This is a genomic window from Pseudomonas sp. 86_A (assembly GCF_017491705.1).
GTDB lineage: Bacteria > Pseudomonadota > Gammaproteobacteria > Pseudomonadales > Pseudomonadaceae > Aquipseudomonas > Aquipseudomonas koreensis.
In genome coordinates this window covers 1-16,282 of record NZ_JAFGYS010000008.1, presented here as the reverse complement: position 1 = coordinate 16,282, position 16,282 = coordinate 1, and the positions used below count along the sequence as shown (strand labels likewise).

The 16,282-nt window shown below is 60.2% G+C and carries 13 protein-coding genes; 7 read left to right on the top strand and 6 right to left on the bottom strand.

Going from position 1 to position 16,282, the window contains the following annotated elements; all coding sequences use genetic code 11:
• Positions 1-636: 636 nt before the first annotated feature.
• The 4 genes from J5M57_RS13425 to J5M57_RS13410 form a co-directional block, all read right to left on the bottom strand.
• On the bottom strand, positions 637-1,404 hold the full coding sequence (locus tag J5M57_RS13425; protein WP_169840526.1) for an SDR family oxidoreductase: 768 nt from the start codon (positions 1,402-1,404) through the stop codon (positions 637-639).
• 22 nt (positions 1,405-1,426) lie between these two features.
• Positions 1,427-2,494, bottom strand: coding sequence for a phosphotransferase family protein (locus J5M57_RS13420; protein WP_207849266.1), 1,068 nt, complete (start codon positions 2,492-2,494; stop codon positions 1,427-1,429).
• Positions 2,495-2,651: 157 nt separating this feature from the next.
• Positions 2,652-3,620 (bottom strand): 2-hydroxyacid dehydrogenase, encoded by a 969-nt coding sequence (locus J5M57_RS13415; RefSeq protein ID WP_207849267.1) that lies wholly within the window; start codon positions 3,618-3,620, stop codon positions 2,652-2,654.
• 193 nt (positions 3,621-3,813) lie between these two features.
• Positions 3,814-4,197, bottom strand: coding sequence for a tautomerase family protein (locus J5M57_RS13410; protein WP_169840523.1), 384 nt, complete (start codon positions 4,195-4,197; stop codon positions 3,814-3,816).
• 532 nt (positions 4,198-4,729) lie between these two features.
• On the opposite strand from J5M57_RS13410, the gene J5M57_RS13405 reads away from it, so the two are divergent.
• From J5M57_RS13405 to J5M57_RS13395, 3 genes are all read left to right on the top strand, one after another.
• Complete coding sequence (locus J5M57_RS13405) at positions 4,730-4,924, top strand: hypothetical protein (protein ID WP_169840522.1); 195 nt, start codon at positions 4,730-4,732, stop codon at positions 4,922-4,924.
• Between the two features lie 540 nt (positions 4,925-5,464).
• Positions 5,465-6,745 (top strand): HAAAP family serine/threonine permease, encoded by a 1,281-nt coding sequence (locus J5M57_RS13400; RefSeq protein ID WP_041067380.1) that lies wholly within the window; start codon positions 5,465-5,467, stop codon positions 6,743-6,745.
• 80 nt (positions 6,746-6,825) lie between these two features.
• Positions 6,826-8,472, top strand: a complete 1,647-nt coding sequence (locus J5M57_RS13395) for a SulP family inorganic anion transporter (protein ID WP_207849268.1) — start codon at positions 6,826-6,828, stop codon at positions 8,470-8,472.
• 168 nt (positions 8,473-8,640) lie between these two features.
• On the opposite strand, the gene acnB is transcribed toward J5M57_RS13395, so the two are convergent.
• On the bottom strand, positions 8,641-11,250 hold the full coding sequence (gene acnB, locus J5M57_RS13390; protein ID WP_207849323.1) for a bifunctional aconitate hydratase 2/2-methylisocitrate dehydratase: 2,610 nt from the start codon (positions 11,248-11,250) through the stop codon (positions 8,641-8,643).
• 467 nt (positions 11,251-11,717) lie between these two features.
• Here acnB and J5M57_RS13385 point away from each other — a divergent pair, with 467 nt between their 5' ends.
• Complete coding sequence (locus tag J5M57_RS13385) at positions 11,718-12,188, top strand: DUF1289 domain-containing protein (RefSeq protein WP_064587138.1); 471 nt, start codon at positions 11,718-11,720, stop codon at positions 12,186-12,188.
• A 175-nt stretch (positions 12,189-12,363) separates the two neighbouring features.
• On the opposite strand, the gene J5M57_RS13380 is transcribed toward J5M57_RS13385, so the two are convergent.
• Positions 12,364-13,227: a universal stress protein gene (locus tag J5M57_RS13380; protein WP_207849269.1), complete on the bottom strand. Its 864-nt coding sequence runs from the start codon at positions 13,225-13,227 to the stop codon at positions 12,364-12,366.
• Between the two features lie 158 nt (positions 13,228-13,385).
• Between J5M57_RS13380 and miaE the strand changes: the two genes are divergently transcribed.
• The 3 genes from miaE (at position 13,386) to J5M57_RS13365 (ending at position 16,153) form a co-directional block, all read left to right on the top strand.
• On the top strand, positions 13,386-13,994 hold the full coding sequence (gene miaE, locus J5M57_RS13375; protein ID WP_064589981.1) for a tRNA isopentenyl-2-thiomethyl-A-37 hydroxylase MiaE: 609 nt from the start codon (positions 13,386-13,388) through the stop codon (positions 13,992-13,994).
• A 164-nt stretch (positions 13,995-14,158) separates the two neighbouring features.
• Entirely contained in the window at positions 14,159-14,866 is a 708-nt protein-coding gene (locus J5M57_RS13370; protein ID WP_064587142.1) for a response regulator, read from the top strand.
• Positions 14,867-16,153 (top strand): ATP-binding protein, encoded by a 1,287-nt coding sequence (locus J5M57_RS13365; RefSeq protein WP_064587144.1) that lies wholly within the window; start codon positions 14,867-14,869, stop codon positions 16,151-16,153.
• Positions 16,154-16,282: the final 129 nt, after the last annotated feature.

The window sequence follows — 16,282 nt, the reverse complement described above, 5'->3', positions numbered from 1 at the left end:
TCCAACTGAATGCCCCAATCCCACTGTAGGAGTGAGCCTGCTCGCGATGGCGGCCTGACAGCCGGCCAGTCTCTTGCAGATGTACTCAATCCCTGTATGAGCTGACTTGCCAGCGATGGCGGCTTCCCATCCTGCGCAAAATCGACAGCCCATTCCCCCATCTCCTTCCATTTCACTGGCGCTTGCAGGGTGGTCGGCTATAAAGAATGAGTGGTCAGGTCTTCTGTCGCGCGCGGTTGTTGTGTGCGGCGACGGAAGTGGCTCTTCCATTTATCGCGGGTCGTCCTATGAATCATCTTGGGAAACGCGTGTATCTCCCGTTGTCGCTGGCTTTTTCTGTCGTGCTGCTCAGCGGCTGCGCCAGTCCTCCGCCACCGCCTCCTGCTGCGCCTCCACCACCGCCGGTGCGTACTTGTCAGACCCTGGAAGACACCCAGGTGGCGGGCGATATGTATGTGGACGGACAGGTCACTCGGCATATCACCACCACTCGCTGTGTGACGCAGTAGCGGGGCGGTGGTGCACTTCGGCTGGCAGTTGTCCAAAGTGCTCGATGCCTGATCCAGAATCAACTGGCCTTGTGGCTAAGGGATTTATCCCCTCGCCACAGGTCAGTCTCGGATCAGTGAAAGGCGATCAGGACAGGAACCCACCGTCCACATTCAGCGAAACCCCGGTGGTGTAGCTCGACGCGTCGCTCGCCAGATACAACACGGCGCCGGCCATTTCACTCGGGTCGGCCACGCGCTTGAGCGGGATCTGGGTCAGCGCCTGCTTGAGGATCGCGTCGTTTTTCACCAGCGCTGAAGCGAACTTGGTGTCGGTCAAACCCGGCAGCAGGGCGTTGCAGCGGATGCCGAATTGCGCGCATTCCTTGGCGAAGACCTTGGTCATGTTGATCACCGCAGCCTTGGTAACCGAATAGATGCCTTGGAACACGCCCGGTGAAATGCCGTTGATCGAGGCGACGTTGATGATGCTGCCGCCACCGTTCTCGCGCATCAGCTTGCCGGCTTCCACCGACATGAAGAAGTAGCCGCGGATGTTCACGTCGACAGTCTTCTGGAACGCACCGAGGTCGGTGTCCAGTACGTTGCAGAACTGCGGGTTGGTCGCGGCGTTGTTGACCAGGATATCGAGCCGGCCGAACTGTTCCTTGATCCCGGCGAACACCTGGCTGATCTGTTCCATTTCACCAATGTGGCAGGCCACGGCGGTGGCTTTGCCGCCGGCGGCGGTGATGGCGTCGGCGACGTGCTGGCAGCCTTCGAGCTTGCGGCTCGAAACGATGACGTGGGCGCCTTGCTGGGCCAGCAGTTTGGCGATGGCTTCACCGATGCCACGGCTGGCGCCGGAGACGAAAGCGATTTTGCCGTCGAGGTCGAACAACTGAGTCTTGGACATAGGGGTTCCTTGGTGTGGGCCGTCAGAGGCTCGATTTCGCGATGACCTGCAGGCTCATGTGCTCCAGCAGTTTGTTCATGTGAATGAACTGCGCGAAGCGTTTGTCCTGGGTCTGGCCGTGGTAGAAGCGGTAGTAGATCTGCTGCACGATGCCGGCCAGGCGGAACAGGCCGTAGGTGTAGTAGAAGTCGAAGTTGTCGATCTGGATGCCCGAGCGTTCGGCGTAGTAGTCGACGAACTCGCGGCGGGTCAGCATGCCCGGGGCGTGGCTTGGCTGGCGGCGCATCAGTTGCACCGGTGCCGGGTCGCTGGCTTCGATCCAGTAGGCGAGGGTGTTGCCCAGGTCCATCAGCGGATCGCCGAGGGTGGTCAGTTCCCAATCGAGCACCCCGATGATCTGCATCGGGTTGTCCGGGTCGAGGATCACGTTATCGAAGCGGTAGTCGTTGTGCACGATGCTTGAGGTCGGGTGATCGGCCGGCATCTTGTCGTTGAGCCAGGCTTTGACCTGCTCCCAGTGCGGCGCATCTGGGGTCAGGGCTTTTTCGTAGCGTTCGCTCCAGCCTTTTATCTGGCGGGCGACGTAGCCTTCAGGCTTGCCCAGATCACCGAGGCCGCAGGCGTTGTAGTCGACCCGGTGCAGCTCGACGAAACGGTCGATGAAGCTCTTGCACAGCGCTTCGGTTTTCGCCGCATCGAGGCCCAGTTCCGGCGGCAGGTCGGAGCGCAGGATGATGCCCTTGACCCGTTCCATCACGTAGAACTCGGCGCCGATCACCGATTCGTCGGTGCAGTGCACGTAGGCCTTGGGGCAATACGGGAAACCGTCGCGCAGCTGATTGAGGATGCGGAATTCGCGGCCCATGTCGTGGGCGGATTTGGCCTTGTGGCCGAACGGCGGCCGGCGCAGCACGAACTCCTGTTGCGGGTATTCCAGAAGGTAAGTCAGGTTCGACGCACCGCCGGGAAACTGGCTGATCTGCGGGGTGCCGGTCAGGCCTGGAATGTGCGCCTTGAGGTACGGATCGATCAGGCTGGCATCGAGTTCTTCGCCAGCACGGATCCGGGTGGACTGGTCAGTAAGCGCCATGCTTATCCCTTCTGCTTATTTTGGAGGCCAGACATCATTGGCTAATCTAATGGCGCACCTAAGGCGGCCACAAGCGCGCAACGGTCTTATAGGTTAGCGTGTTGCAGGATAATCAGCGTTTCGAATAGGCACGGCAGCAGGGCACTGCCGGCTCTTTTCAATGCACGCGCTGATTGTTGAGCCTTGGGGGCAGGGCGATCGGCGTCAGTACCGGTTGCCCGGAGAAAAACGCCACGAGGTTTTTCCCGACCAGTTCCACCGTGCCTTGGGTAGCTTCCGGTGACAGGCCGGCGACGTGCGGCGTGAGAATCACGTTGCTCAGGGTTTTCAGCGCGTCCGGCACCTGCGGTTCGTGGTCGAACACATCCAGCGCGGCGCCGGCAATCCTTCGTTGCTCAAGGGCGGTGATCAGGTCGGCGGTGGCGATGACACTGGCCCGGGCGATATTGACGATGAAACCTTTCGGGCCCAGTGCATCAAGCACTGCGCGGGTCACCAGGTGTTGGGTGCCGATCCCGCCCGGCGTGGCGACGATCAGAAAGTCCGAGGCCCGCGCCAGTTCGGTTGGCGTCGAGCAGAACGCGTAGGGCACATCACTGCGCAACTGACGGTTGTGGTAACTGACCTGCATGTCGAAACCGAGGTGGGCGCGCTTGGCGATCGCCATGCCCACCGCGCCCAGTCCGAGAATGCCCAGGCGTTTGTTGGCCAGCGACGGGCGCATGATCTTCGGCCATTCACCCCGGCGCACCGCCGCGTCGCAGCGCGGAATGTCACGCACCAGCGCCAACAGCATCGCCATCGCATGATCGGCCACCGACGAGGCGTTGACCCCGGCGCCGTTGGTCACGGTGATCCCGCGATCGCTGGCGGCCTGCAGGTCGACGTGCTCGTAACCGGCGCCGATTACGGTGATGATTTTCAGGATCGGCAGCGTAGCGATCTCGTCGGCGGTCAGGCCCAGCGGGCCACGGGTCAGCACCGCGTCGATCCGGGCGCCGTGGGTGGCGATGGCTTGCGCGCGTTCGGCAGGGGTCGGCGCGAGGATCAGATGAAAGCCCTGCTGCTCGAGTATCGGCAGATAGTCATTGATGGTTTCAACCAGTACCAGAACGGTGGCGGGCATTGCGCGGCTCCTGTGATCTATGACGGTGTGGTCGCGAAAGTCGTGTCAGAGTGCTGATTCCAGAGCGGTTTGGCAATGGTGGCCGCGCAACCGCTTCAGCCAGTGTAGGAGCTGAAGCGGGGAGCGCGCGGGCGCTTCGTCAGAAGTTCACGTCGGCGCTGTTGATCAGCCATGCGAAGGCACCGCGGGGCAGTCAACTGGCGTATTGAGCGATGCCGTTGCCGAACGACCAGTTCTCCTTTTTCACTTCCACCAGATTGATGAACACGTCTTCCAGGCGAATGCCCAGTTGGCTGTTCAGGCTGTGCGCGATGGTCTGGTACAGGGCTTTTTTCTGCTCCAGCGTGCGACCTTCGTTGAGGGTGATCTGGATGATCACCAGTTGGTCGCTGCGCTGGATCCCCAGGTATTGCGGGTCGAAGATGAAATGCTCGCCGTCGTGCTCGTTGAGGATCTGGAAGTTGTCGTGCTCCGGCACGTTGATGGCGCTGCGCATGGCGGCGTAGATCTGCTCGCCGACGCGCTTGGCGAAGGTGGTATCGGTGCGTTTCTTGAGTTCGACGCGAACGAGTGGCATGAATGGAAACTCCGTGGGGCAGGGGATTCATTCACGCTAGACCATTTGGACCAGATTTGAAGAATCGGGTGTTTGATCGGACGCCTGCGCTGGCAAGGCAGCTCCCACGGGTCATGCGCTGCTCAAACAATCGTGACCAGATCCCAAATCTCTGTGGGAGCGGGCTTGCCCGCGATAGGGCCGGCAGACTTTATGCAGCACACTTCCTTACCTGCAATCTGTCAGAAGACTCGTTGATTTTGTGACGGTTAAAAGCGAAACGGTGCTGGGGATTGCGCAGCACGTGATGCGGACGGAGCTGGCGGTTAATCAAGTGCTCGATGAATGGATGCCGACGGAGTATGCCTGGCTTGCGGCGGGGCTATTATCCCGCCGCCGTCTCTATGGCGATGTTGTATGAAGCTACCTACCTCACTCCCGGATATTGCCTACAAAACCGCCGGATTCATCCGCTATCTGGCACGGGATGAATAGTAAATCATGAGGGTACAAAGTAGCCCCGGCAGCCACTGCCAACAGCCAAGGAAGGCGCATGCTTCAGAACGATCGGGAAAATCTGGAACTCGAAAGGCTGCAAAATGAATCACGGAAACTGATTGTCGAACGACGCAAACTCATTGCCGAAGCACGCAAATTGGGGCGGGAGGGACTTTGGTATCCAGTTGCGGCAGGTACTGGGGTATTAACCGCGCTTGCGGCTGTATTAGGCCTTTTGGCCAAGTTTTAAGTAACAGACGCAGCATTCATCGTTCTTGTCGTCACGCATCGCACATTGTTCAACCACTGTTCACATGGCAAGTAGCTCTCGTGCCCCCCCCAGAAAGGAAATAATAATGACCCTAGAAGAACGCGTAGCCAGAATTGAGCGACTGTATCGAGAAGACGCCAAACTTGCGGACGAAATACAAAGCCTTTCCCCAGCGGAAATTCGGTCGGATTTGTTCAGGTTCAGTCTCGGTTTTTTGTTTGGCCTGGCGTGCCTGACAATCGGATTGATAGTTATGCGTTCGCTCTAATGAGGTCTGATCCGCCGTCGGCGCTGGACATTGTCAAAAAGCGACACCGCTCATACCTTGCGCCGACAGCCATTTTCCCAAAAACGACACGCCTCTGATCTGCTCCGCACAACCATTCCTCATCTAAGTCTTTGCTTCTGCTCATTTATCGCGGAGAATCGCGCCCCTGTTTCGGCCGGAGCATGTCTGTCGGTTTTTTCCGACGCGTCCTGACCGAGTGGCAAGTGACCGGAATGCGGAGATCCGACCGGATGAATGATCAGGCCAATAGCGTCGACGAACGCTATGAAGCGGCAGCACCAGCTGAACTGTCGAGCTGGAATCGCCATGACACCACGTGGATGTTGGGACTGTTCGGGACGGCCATTGGCGCCGGTACCCTGTTTTTGCCAATCAACGCCGGTCTGGGTGGCTTCTGGCCGCTGGTGATCCTCGCGCTGCTGGCCTTCCCGATGACGTTCTTCGCTCACCGCGGCCTGACCCGCTTCGTGCTCTCCGGGCGTGAAGGCGCCGACATCACCGATGTGGTCGAGCAGCATTTCGGCATCAAGGCCGGTGCGCTGATCACCCTGCTGTACTTCTTCGCTATCTTCCCGATCCTGCTGATCTACAGCGTCGGCCTGACCAACACGGTCGCCAGCTTCCTCGAACACCAATTGCATATCACGCCGCCACCGCGCGCGCTGCTGTCGTTCGTGCTGATCCTCGGTCTGCTGGCCGTGGTGCGTTGCGGCGAGCAGGCGATCGTCAAGGCGATGAGCCTGATGGTGTACCCGTTCATCGTCGCGCTGCTGTTTCTTGCGGTGTACCTGATTCCGCACTGGAACGGCGGCATCCTGACGACCGCCTCGCAAGTGCCGGCGCCATCGGCGCTGCTGCATACGTTGTGGCTGGCGATCCCGGTGATGGTGTTCTCGTTCAACCACTCGCCGATCATCTCGGCGTTCGCGGTGGACCAGAAGCGTCGTTACGGTGTCAACGCTGACCAGCGCAGCTCGCAGATTCTCTGCCGTGCCCACCTGTTGATGGTGGTGATGGTGCTGTTCTTCGTCTTCAGTTGCGTGCTGACCCTGTCGCCGGAACAACTGGCCGAAGCCAAGGCGCAGAACCTGTCGATCCTGTCGTACCTGGCCAACCACTTCAGTAACCCGACCATCGCGTTTGCGGCGCCGCTGATTGCCTTCGTGGCGATCTCCAAGTCGTTCCTCGGCCACTACATCGGTGCCAGCGAAGGCCTCAAGGGCCTGATCGTCAAGAGCGGCAAGCGTCCGGGCGCCAAGGCACTGGATCGCATCGTGGCGGCGTTCATGCTGGTGGTGTGCTGGATTGTCGCGACCCTCAACCCAAGCATCCTGGGCATGATCGAGACCATTGGTGGTCCGGTCATCGCCGCGATTCTGTTCCTGATGCCGATGTACGCGATCCGCAAGGTGCCGGCGATGGCGCGCTATCGTGGTCAGGCGTCGAACGTGTTTGTCACCGCCGTAGGTTTGGTGGCGATTTCGGCGTTGATTTATTCGCTGACGGCGTAAGCCTAAGCGCCAGATACTCAGCTACAGTGGCCGCTGTGCGTGATGCGCACAGCGGCTTTTTTTCGTCTGGAGACAGTGGATTGTCGAGCGCGCCCCAACCTGTGGAACAACCCAGTCGCTGGCAGGACATCCTTGCCGGCCTGTCGATTGCCGGCCTGTTGTTGCCTGAAGCGGTCGCCTATTCGACCATCGCCGCGCTGGCGCCCCAGGCCGGGGTGATTGCGCTGTTTGCCGGGTTGCTCTGCTACGGGCTGTTTGGCACCAGCCGTTTTGCCATTGTTTCCGCCACGTCGTCCTCGGCGGCGGTGCTGGCGGCGGCTACGGCGACCATGGCCAATGGCGACCCGCAATTGCGCGCAACGCTGGCGGTCGGGCTGGTGCTGGTCACCGGCGGGCTGTTCTTGCTGGCGGGGATCTTTCGTTTCGGCAGCGTCACCGCGTTTATCGCCAAACCGGTATTGCGTGGTTTCGCCTTCGGGTTGGCGGCCACCATCATTCTCAAGCAAGTGGCCAGTGTGGTCGACGTGCACCTGACCGACGCCAATCTGGTGCGTTTCGCCCCGCAATTGCTCGAACAACTGCCGCACTGGAACTGGCCGGCGGCCGCGGTTGCAGCGGTCGCGCTGGTGCTGTTGGGGGTGTTTTCACGTTTCCCACGGGTGCCCGGCGGTTTGCTGGTCGTCGTCATTGGCATCGTGGCCGGGCAATGGCTGAACCTGCCGGCCCACGGTGTGAAGCTGATTGGCTTGATCGACCTCAGTCTGGAGGTGCCGAACCTGCCGGTGCTGCCGTTCGCCGACTGGTTGCGGCTGGGGGAGGTGGGGTTTGCGCTGGTGATGATTCTGTATGCCGAGTCGTACGGTTCGATCAGTGCGTACGCGCTCAAGCACGGCGACCGTGTGACCTCCAACCGCGATCTGCTGGCGCTCGGTGCCTCCAATCTGCTGTCCGGGCTGTTTCATGGCATGCCGGCGGGCGCGGGGTATTCGGCGACGTCGGCGAACGAGGCCGCCGGGGCGACTTCCCGTTGGGCCGGCGGTGTCGCCGCGCTGGTGGTGCTGGTGATCGTGCTGACGGTGTTGCCGTGGATTGCCTTGACACCGGAGCCGATTCTAGCAGCCATCGTCATGCATGCGCTGGGTCGTGGCTTGAGTCTGCAGCCGCTGGGGCGCTATTTCATCTGGCGCCGGGATCGGGTGCTGGTGTTGTGCGCGGTGGGCGCGGTGCTGGTGCTGGGCATTCTCGACGGGTTGCTGGTGTCGGTGGCCATCAGCGTGTTGCTGATGCTCAAGCAGATGTCGGCAGCGGATATTCAGGTACTCGGGCGGATCGACGGTGGGCACGATTTTGTCGACCTGCAGCGTCATCCGACGGCGACAACTGAACCCGGAGTGCTGATTGTGCGGCCCAGCGAAGCGTTGTTCTTTGCCAATGTGGAACGGATTCTCGGTGCGGCGCTGCACTTGATTCGGCATTCGGACGCGCCAGTGCAAACGGTGATCCTCAGTCTGGAGGAAACCCCGGACCTGGACGGCACCAGCATCGAGGCGATGCAGGAGTTCTTTCTGCGGGTGCATCAGGAGGGCAAGCGGTTGATTCTGGCGCGGCTCAAGCATGAGGCGCTGGCGGTGCTGGAGGCGTTGCCTGAAGTAACGAGCAACCGTGTGATTCTCAGTGGACTCAGCGTTGACGGGGCGGTCCAGCAAGCCCTCAAACTCAACACTTAACCCCTTGTAGGAGTGAGCCTGCTCGCGATAGCGGTGTGTCAGTCGATACAAATGTATTTGACACACCGCTATCGCGAGCAGGCTCACTCCTACAGGGGACGGTATTCCAGGGCATAAAAAAACGCCGCTCATCTCACGATGGGCGGCGTTTTTCATTGCGTTGCAGCGTTAGGCTTGAACGACCGGGATGTTGGCGTTCGCAGCCGCTTCACGGAACTCGGCAATCTGGTCGAAGGACAGGTAGCGGTAGATATCGGCCGCCATGCTGTCGATCTTGCCAGCGTATTCCATGTACTCCTCGACGGTCGGCAGGCGACCCAGGATCGAAGCCACGGACGCCAGCTCGGCCGAAGCCAGGTAGACGTTCGCGCCGTCGCCCAGACGGTTCGGGAAGTTACGAGTGGAGGTCGAGACCACGGTGCTGTTCGGCTCTACGCGTGCCTGGTTACCCATGCACAGCGAGCAGCCTGGCATTTCCATGCGTGCGCCGGCCTTGCCGTAGATGCCGTAGTAGCCTTCTTCGGTCAGTTGGTGAGCGTCCATCTTGGTCGGCGGCGACAGCCACAGACGGGTTGGCAGCTGACCCTTGACCTGATCCAGCAGTTTACCGGCAGCGCGGAAGTGACCGATGTTGGTCATGCACGAACCGATGAACACTTCGTCGATCTTCTCGCCAGCAACGCTGGACAGCAGACGGGCGTCGTCCGGGTCGTTCGGCGCGCACAGTACAGGCTCGCTGATGTCGGCCAGGTCGATTTCGATGACTTCGGCGTATTCGGCGTCGGCATCGGCTTCCATCAGCTGAGGGTTGGCAACCCAGGCTTCCATCGCTTGAGCACGACGTTCCAGGGTACGCGCATCGCCGTAGCCTTCGCCGATCATCCAGCGCAGCAGGGTGATGTTGGAGTTCAGGTACTCGGTGATCGATTCTTTCGACAGCTTGATGGTGCAACCGGCAGCCGAACGTTCGGCCGAGGCGTCGGACAGTTCGAACGCCTGTTCCAGGGTCAGACCTTCCAGGCCTTCGATTTCCAGGATGCGGCCGGAGAAGGCGTTTTTCTTGCCTTTCTTCTCGACGGTCAGCAGACCGTTCTGGATAGCGAAGTAAGGGATGGCATGAACCAGGTCACGCAGGGTGATACCAGGTTTCATTTTGCCTTTGAAGCGCACCAGGATCGATTCCGGCATGTCCAGCGGCATGACGCCAGTAGCCGCGGCGAACGCGACCAGACCGGAACCGGCCGGGAACGAGATGCCCATCGGGAAACGGGTGTGCGAGTCACCACCGGTACCCACGGTGTCCGGCAGCAGCATGCGGTTCAGCCACGAGTGGATGATGCCGTCGCCCGGACGCAGGGAAACGCCGCCGCGGGTCATGATGAAGTCAGGCAGGGTGTGGTGGGTGGTCACGTCGATCGGCTTCGGATACGCCGCGGTGTGGCAGAAGGACTGCATCACCAGGTCAGCGGAGAAGCCCAGGCACGCCAGGTCTTTCAGTTCGTCACGGGTCATTGGACCGGTGGTGTCCTGAGAGCCTACGGTGGTCATCTTCGGTTCGCAGTAGGTGCCAGGACGCACGCCTTGGCCTTCTGCCAGACCGCAAGCCTTGCCGACCATTTTCTGCGCCAGGGTGAAGCCCTTGGTGCTTTCAGCCGGTGCTTCAGGCTTCTTGAACAGGTCGAACGCAGGCAGACCCAGTTCGGCGCGAGCCTTCTCGGTCAGGCCACGGCCGATGATCAGCGGAATACGACCGCCGGCACGGACTTCGTCCAGCAGCACAGGGGTCTTCATTTCGAAGGTGGTGATGACTTCGTCGGTACCGTGCTTGCAGACTTTGCCAGCGTGCGGGTACAGGTCGATCACGTCGCCCATGTTCATGTTCGACACGTCGAACTCGATTGGCAGTGCGCCGGCATCTTCCATGGTGTTGTAGAAGATCGGAGCGATTTTGCTGCCGAAGCAGAAACCGCCAGCGCGCTTGTTCGGCACGTAAGGGATATCGTCGCCGAAGAACCACAGGACCGAGTTGGTCGCCGATTTACGCGAGGAACCGGTACCGACCACGTCACCGACGTAGGCGATCGGGAAGCCTTGACCGCGCATTTCTTCGATCTGCTTCATCGGGCCGGTCTTGCCTTGCTCGTCCGGAACGATGCCGTCACGGGCCATTTTCAGCATGGCCAGGGCGTGCAGCGGGATGTCAGGACGCGACCAGGCGTCTGGTGCAGGCGACAGGTCGTCGGTGTTGGTTTCGCCGGTGACCTTGAATACGCGCAGGCTGATCTTGTCGGCCAGGACAGGGCGCTTCTTGAACCACTCGCCGTCAGCCCAGGATTGCAGCACGGCCTTGGCGTGAACGTTGCCGTTCTTGGCTTTTTCAGCCACGTCGTGGAAGGCATCGAACATCAGCAGGGTGTGCTTGAGTTCTTCGGCAGCCACTGGCGCCAGCTCGGCGTTGTCCAGCAGTTCAACCAGGGTCACGATGTTGTAGCCGCCCTGCATGGTGCCGAGCAGTTCTACAGCGCGCTTCTTGTCCAGCAGAGGGGAGGTGACTTCGCCTTTGGCCAGGGCCGACAGGAAACCGGCTTTGACGTAAGCGGCTTCGTCCACTCCTGGTGGTACGCGATTGGTGATCAGGTCAACGAGGAAAGCTTCTTCGCCAGCCGGAGGATTCTTCAGCAGCTCGACCAGGCCTGCAGTTTGTTCGGCGTTAAGCGGCTGGGGAACGATACCCAGGGCTGCACGCTCTTCGATATGTTTGCGGTAGGCTTCAAGCACAGTTATTACCCTCATCAGTGGTCCCAAATGGGTGTCCGGGACGCTCATCCCGAAATTGCCGTACTCATGCACCTCACGACGTTGTGGGTCGTCTGGCCAGAATTACCGGCAATTCCTTACAGAAGCTGCTTTCAAAGTTTTACGCCTGCAGAACGGGGAGCTGATGAGGGTTGGCGTTGGGCTTTTCCCCGCTGGAAAAACCCTTCGCCAACACCGCTCTGAAGGAACGACTGTGCTCGTGACGCTTTGAAAACAGCTTCTAACGGACATTGGCGCCTTAAAAGGCTGGCTGATTCTACGGCAAAAAAAATTTAAAGGTAAGTCGGACTCTATTGGACTTTGGTGGCGTTGCGCGGCTGTGGCTCAAACCGCGATCCAGCGCTTGCCCCTGACGTTTGAGGGGTGATCAATGCCTGACAAAGGGCTAACATGCGGGCCTGTTCCGCGTTTCAGTGTTTTGCCAATTTATGCCCAATCAGACCATCAAGACCCCCTGCGTCGGCCTCTGCTCCACTGTTTACGGAGATCTGGTGTGCCGTGGCTGCAAGCGTTTCCACCACGAAGTGATCCACTGGAACGGTTACGGCGAGGAAGAAAAGCGTGCGGTGTGGCTGCGTCTTGAACAATTGCTGTCACAAGTGATGGCGAGCAAGGTCGAGATCTTCGATCCGGCGCGTCTGCGCGAGCAACTGGAACAGCGCAAGATCCGCTTTGTGCCGCATCAGTCGGAATATTGCTGGGCTTATCAGTTAATCGCTCGCGGGGCGCGGGTGATCATTAATCTGGAAGCCTACGGGATGGTGCTGTTGCCGGAGTTCCGCGACTGGAACCTGCCGGAACTGCGCGATGCCATTGATCGGGAGTTCTTCCTGCTGTCGGAAGCGCATTACCAGCGCTATATCGCGCCGGGCTTTCTCAAAGACGCCTTCGGCGCCTGAAGATCAAAAGCTTCGCGAGCAAGCTCGCTCCCACATTTGAAACGCATTCCTGTTGTAGGAGTGAGCCTGCTCGCGATTAGCGGTTGTGCATTCAATGCAGGTAGTGACTGAAATGACGCCATCGCGAGCAGGCTCACTCCTACAGAGATTGCACTCCAAGCAAATTCCGCGTTGTTTAATGCTTCACCGCCAACTCCACCAGATGATCCTCAACCTCCTGCGGCTTGAGCACCAGCACATCGCTTTCCAGCGCATCCAGCACCACTTCGGCGGTATTGCCGATCAACGCGCCTGACAAGCCGCTGCGCGCCACGGTGCCGATCACGGTCACCGCCGCCTGCAGCTTGTGCGCCATGAACGGAATCAGCACATCCGCCGGTCCTTCCTCGATGTGCAGGCGTTCGTCATCCACATCGAATTCGGCCTGAAACGCCTTGCACTGCTCGCGATACCTCGCCTCGATGGTGGATGTGAGCTGGAACACCGGATCCGCCGAGGACAGCATCGGCGACGGATGCGCACTGATCACATGCAGATGCCCCTTGGCCAGGCTGGCGATGTCGTAGCCGTGATCGATGATCGTCGTGTGCAAGTGCCGGTGCTCGCCATCGGCATTGCCCACATCGACCGCCGCCAGAATCACCCGGTCCTTCCACGGGGTAGAGGTTTTCACCAGCAGCACCGGGGTCGGGCAGTGACGCAGCAGTTTCCAGTCGGCCGGGGTCAGCAGGGCTTTTTTCAGCGCGCTGTCGGGGAAGTGCTGCTTGATCACCAGCCCGCAACCTTCGGCCTGCTGCACGTCGGTGATGGTTTCGTGCAGGCTGGTGTTCCAGGCCTGCTCGGTAGTCACGCTGTAACCTTCATCTGTCAGCGCGGCCTTGAGCACTCCCAGCAACCCGGCATGATCGTGCTTGGGGTCGCACACCAGCAGGTGCAGATGGGCCTGGGTCACGCCGGCGATCAACTTGGCGCGCTTGAGCGCCAGACTTTCCGAATGTTCGGGGTCGATGACCACCAGAATGCTGCGAATGGCTTGCATGAGCGGAGTCTCCAGCAAAGAAAAGGCACGGCGTTGCACAACTATAGTTGCTGCTCATGCGCCTGCGACTTGATGCATATCAACGCCTGCGACTGGTGGTCTGCGGGCAGGCCGGTATAATCGGCGCCCTTCGCGCCAATACCTTTACCGTGAGCCCCATGATCCTGCCCGAAATCCACGAATTCCTTGGCTGCCGCACGCCCGACGCCTGGGTCCAGGCCGCACTGGCCGATCAGGAAACCCTGCTGATCGACCACAAGAACTGCGAGTTCAAGGCCGCCAGCACCGCGCTGAGCCTGATTGCCAAGTACCATTCCCACGTCGACCTGATCAACATGATGTCGCGTCTGGCCCGGGAAGAGCTGGTGCACCACGAACAAGTCATGCGCATCATGAAACGCCGCAAGATCGAACTGCGCCAGCTGCACGCCGGGCGCTACGCCTCGGGCCTGCGCAAAGTGGTGCGCAGCCACGAACCGGTGAAACTGGTCGATACGCTGGTGGTCGGCGCGTTCATCGAAGCGCGCAGTTGCGAGCGTTTCGAAGCGCTGGTGCCGCATCTGGACGAAGAACTCGGCAAGTTCTATTTCGGCCTGCTGAAAAGCGAGGCGCGGCACTTCCAGGGTTATCTGAAACTGGCTTACCAGTACGGCGACGCGAAGGACATCGCCCAGGTGATCGACAAGGTGCGTGCTGCCGAGCAGGACCTGATCGAGTCGCCGGACGAGGAGTTCCGCTTTCACAGTGGTGTTCCGGCTGCCGCATAACCTGCGGCGGCGCTTACATGGAAAACTGTTAAAAACTCTTAAGAGTATGAAACATCTACAAAAACCGGCCCCCGCGGCCGGTTTTTGCTGCCCGCAACAACGCCTTGCCAGCGATTGCCGCCATAATGACGACCACTTCACACATGGGTTGGCAGACGGTCGTTATGGATAACCTGGGTTTTGGCAAAGTCCTGCTGGTTGAAGACGATGAGCGTCTGGCCACGCTGATTGCGCACTTTCTCGAACAGCATGGCTACGAGGTGCGCGCGGTGCATCGCGGCGATCTGGCGGTGGCCGCGTTTCTCGAATTTCAGCCCAAAGTGGTGGTGCTCGACCTGATGCTGCCGGGGCAGAGCGGCCTGCACGTGTGCCGGGAAATCCGCAGCGTGTCGGACACACCGATCGTTATCCTCACCGCCAAGGAAGACGACCTTGACCATATTCTCGGCCTGGAGTCCGGCGCCGATGACTACGTGATCAAACCGATCAAGCCGCCGGTGCTGCTGGCGCGGCTGCGTGCCTTGCAGCGTCGGCAGATGCCGGAGTCCGGCGTGGTCAGTGCGCTGGAGTTCGGCCGGTTGAGCATCGATCGCAGCTGCCGCGAAGTGCGCCTGGCCGGCGAAATCATCGAAATGACCACCATGGAATTCGAGCTGCTGTGGCTGCTGGCCAGCGCCGCTGGCAAGACCTTGTCGCGCGATGACATTCTCAACCGCATGCGCGGCATCGCCTTCGACGGGCTCAATCGCAGTGTCGACGTGTACATCAGCAAGTTGCGCAACAAACTCAAGGACAACCCCCGCGAACCGGTCTGCATCAAGACTGTGTGGGGCAAGGGGTATCTGTTCAATCCGTTCGCGTGGGAGCTGTAGATGCTGCGGTTATTCTTCGGGCTGTTTTTGGTGATGACGGTGGGCCTGGTATTGGCCCTGCAAACCGTCGAGCACACCTTCAACGCGTTGCTCGACAATCAGATGCAAGCCTACAACCGCGAGGCGGTGCGTGGGCAGGCGTGGTCACTGGTCGAGCACATGCGCGATCAGCAGGGGGCGGCGCGCGAGCAGCAACTGGAAGCGTTGCGTCCGCACTACGGCTTGTCGCTGAAGCTGATCGAGGCCGACCAACTGGCGCTCAGTGCCGAGGAAAAGGAAGAGCTGGCGCAGAACCTGCTGGTGATCCGCGACAACTACACCCAGTTCATCAGCAACATCGACGGTGGCTCGCAGTTGCTCAGCATCAAGCTGCCACCGGAACCGAGCCTGATGCCGTTCTACATCGCGGTGGCTTACGCGATGCTCGCGGTGCTGATCGGCATCGTGCTGTTCTTCTGGGTGCGCCCGCACTGGCGCGATCTGGAAAAACTGCGTCTGGCCGCCGAGCGTTTTGGTGATAATGACCTGTCGGTGCGCATTCAACTGTCCAAACGTTCGAACATTCGCGATCTGGCGGAACACTTCAACCTGATGGCGGCGCGCATCGAGAGCCTGATCGCCAATCAGCGTGAGCTGACCAACGCGGTGTCCCACGAGTTGCGCACGCCGATTGCGCGGCTGTCGTTTGAACTTGATCAGCTCAAACAACTGCCGGACGCCAGTCAGAACCGCGAATTGATCGCCGACATGTACGCCGACCTCGGCGAGCTGGAAGAAATGGTCTCCGAACTGCTGACCTACGCCAGCCTCGAACGCGGCGCGACGGTGATCAAGCGCGAAAACATTCAGGCCGCCAACTGGCTCGACAGCGTGGTCGGAAGCGTGGCGTTGGAGGCGGAAGCGGCGGGGGTGCAGTTGTTGATCGGTGATTGCCGGCTCGACACGGTGCGCATCGAGCCGCGCTTCATGGCGCGGGCGGTGATCAATCTGCTGCGCAATGCCATTCGTTATGCCGAACAGCGGGTCGAAGTGACCCTGGTGCGCAGCGGCGATTATTACGAGGTGCGGGTCAACGATGACGGCCCCGGTGTGCCGGTGGAAGGTCGGGAGAAAATCTTCGAGCCGTTCTCGCGGCTGGATGCCAGCCGGGATCGCCGCACCGGTGGGTTTGGCCTCGGGTTGGCGCTGGTGCGGCGGGTGTCGCAGTCCCATGGCGGGCAGGTCGAGGTCGGGGAGTCGGTTTGGGGTGGGGCGTCGTTTCGCATGACCTGGGCGCATCTGGACTGATTTGTGTTGGCAGGTTGGGCCCTATCGCGAGCAGGCTCACTCCTACAAAGGAATGGATTCCAAATGTAGGAGTGAGCCTGCTCGCGATAGGGCCATCAATCACAGCGCGAAACTATGCTCATTTGACTG

Excerpts from the sequence above, each read along its gene's own strand:
- J5M57_RS13425 (WP_169840526.1), bottom strand. The coding sequence starts at position 1,404 with ATGTCCAAGACTCAGTTGTTCGACCTCGACGGCAAAATCGCTTTCGTC.
- J5M57_RS13420 (WP_207849266.1), bottom strand. The coding sequence starts at position 2,494 with ATGGCGCTTACTGACCAGTCCACCCGGATCCGTGCTGGCGAAGAACTC.
- J5M57_RS13415 (WP_207849267.1), bottom strand. The coding sequence starts at position 3,620 with ATGCCCGCCACCGTTCTGGTACTGGTTGAAACCATCAATGACTATCTG.
- J5M57_RS13410 (WP_169840523.1), bottom strand. The coding sequence starts at position 4,197 with ATGCCACTCGTTCGCGTCGAACTCAAGAAACGCACCGATACCACCTTC.
- J5M57_RS13405 (WP_169840522.1), top strand. The coding sequence starts at position 4,730 with ATGCTTCAGAACGATCGGGAAAATCTGGAACTCGAAAGGCTGCAAAAT.
- J5M57_RS13400 (WP_041067380.1), top strand. The coding sequence starts at position 5,465 with ATGAATGATCAGGCCAATAGCGTCGACGAACGCTATGAAGCGGCAGCA.
- J5M57_RS13385 (WP_064587138.1), top strand. The coding sequence starts at position 11,718 with ATGCCCAATCAGACCATCAAGACCCCCTGCGTCGGCCTCTGCTCCACT.
- J5M57_RS13380 (WP_207849269.1), bottom strand. The coding sequence starts at position 13,227 with ATGCAAGCCATTCGCAGCATTCTGGTGGTCATCGACCCCGAACATTCG.
- miaE (WP_064589981.1), top strand. The coding sequence starts at position 13,386 with ATGATCCTGCCCGAAATCCACGAATTCCTTGGCTGCCGCACGCCCGAC.
- J5M57_RS13370 (WP_064587142.1), top strand. The coding sequence starts at position 14,159 with ATGGATAACCTGGGTTTTGGCAAAGTCCTGCTGGTTGAAGACGATGAG.
- J5M57_RS13365 (WP_064587144.1), top strand. The coding sequence starts at position 14,867 with ATGCTGCGGTTATTCTTCGGGCTGTTTTTGGTGATGACGGTGGGCCTG.